This is a genomic window from Arthrobacter sp. M2012083 (assembly GCF_000281065.1).
Lineage (GTDB): Bacteria > Actinomycetota > Actinomycetes > Actinomycetales > Micrococcaceae > Arthrobacter.
In genome coordinates this window covers 1-1,720 of the sequence record NZ_AKKK01000057.1, presented here as the reverse complement: position 1 = coordinate 1,720, position 1,720 = coordinate 1, and the positions used below count along the sequence as shown (strand labels likewise).

Genomic DNA, 1,720 nt, shown 5'->3' with positions numbered 1-1,720 from the left:
TCGTTGGTGTTCTTCGGAGTCACTGGTGATCTTGCCCGTAAGAAGCTCATGCCGGCGGTTTATGACTTGGCTAATCGTGGGTTGTTGCCGCCGAGTTTCGCGTTGGTGGGTTTTGGCCGGCGTGAGTGGGATAACGCGGATTTCGCGGCTGAGGTCAAGGAAAACGTCAAGGCCCATGCGCGGACGAAGTTCGATGAAGCGGTGTGGGAGCAGTTGGCTTCGGGTATCCGTTTTGTTCGGGGCGAGTTCGACGACGACGACGCTTTCGAGCGTCTGGGTGATGTCCTTGATGAGTTGGATGAGACCCGGGGTACCCGGGGTAACCACGGTTTTTACTTGTCCATTCCGCCCAAGGCGTTCGAGCAGGTTTGCCGGCAGTTGTCCAAGCATGGCCTGGCGCAGGCGAAGCCGGGGCAGTGGCGGCGGGTGGTGATTGAGAAGCCGTTCGGTCACGACCTTGAGTCGGCCCGGCAGTTGAACGACATTGTCGAGTCGGTGTTCCCGCCGGATGCGGTGTTCCGGATTGACCATTATTTGGGGAAGGAGACGGTGCAGAACATCCTGGCGTTGCGTTTCGCGAACCAGTTGTTCGAGCCGCTCTGGAACGCGAACTATGTGGATCATGTCCAGATCACCATGGCCGAGGACATCGGCACCGGTGGGCGGGCCGGGTATTACGACGGTGTGGGCGCTGCCCGCGACGTGATCCAGAACCATTTGCTGCAGTTGCTGGCGTTGACGGCCATGGAAGAACCCATCTCCTTTAACGCCGATGATTTGCGGGCGGAAAAGGAGAAGGTCCTTGCCGCGGTGAAACTGCCCGAGGATCTCTCGACGCATTCGGCGCGGGGTCAGTTCACCGGTGGGTGGCAGGGCGGGGAGGAAGTCCTGGGGTATTTGGACGAGGACGGGATCCCGGCCGATTCGAAGACCGAAACGTTTGCGGCGATCCGGGTGGATATCAATACCCGCCGCTGGAACGGGGTGCCGTTCTACCTGCGCGCCGGGAAGCGGTTGGGCCGGCGTGTGACCGAGATCGCGGTGGTGTTCAAACGCGCCCCTAACCTGTTGTTCCGGGACCATGGTGAGGATGACTTCGGCCAGAACGCCGTGGTGATCCGGGTCCAGCCCGACGAGGGCGCCACGATCCGGTTCGGGTCCAAGGTCCCGGGCACGCAGATGGAAGTCCGTGATGTCACCATGGACTTCGGCTACGGACACTCGTTCACCGAGTCCAGCCCCGAAGCGTATGAGCGGCTGATCCTGGACGTGCTCCTGGGCGAGCCTCCCCTGTTCCCGCGGCACCAGGAAGTGGAACTGTCCTGGAAAATCCTTGACCCGTTCGAGGAATACTGGGCAGGCCTGGACGAACAACCCCAACCCTACGCACCGGGCAGTTGGGGGCCGGCCTCGGCCGATGCCCTGCTGGCCCGTGACGGACGAACCTGGAGAAGGCCATGATCGTAGATCTTCCCGATACCACCACCTCCAAGATCTCCAAGAAGATCATGTCCCTGCGCGAGCAAGGCGGCGTCATCGCGTTGGGTCGTGTGCTGACCTTGGTGGTAGTGACCAAGTCCGGGCAGGAAGAAGACGCCATCGAGGCAGCCAACGAAGCCAGCCGGGAACACCCTTGCCGGATCATCGTCCTGGCCGACGCCGGCGCGGAAGGACCCGACCGGCTCGACGCGCAAATCCGTGTCGGCGGCGACGCCGGCGC

At 62.2% G+C, this 1,720-nt stretch carries 2 protein-coding genes; both read left to right on the top strand.

The annotated features are described in order from the left end of the window. On the top strand, window positions 1–1,461 hold a 1,461-nt coding region (gene zwf, locus A477_RS0118965; protein ID WP_017200465.1), incomplete at its 5' end, for a glucose-6-phosphate dehydrogenase. Beyond that, a partial coding sequence (locus A477_RS22525) for a glucose-6-phosphate dehydrogenase assembly protein OpcA (protein WP_044569211.1) occupies window positions 1,458–1,720 on the top strand: 263 nt, incomplete at its 3' end. The genes zwf and A477_RS22525, both read left to right, overlap by 4 nt.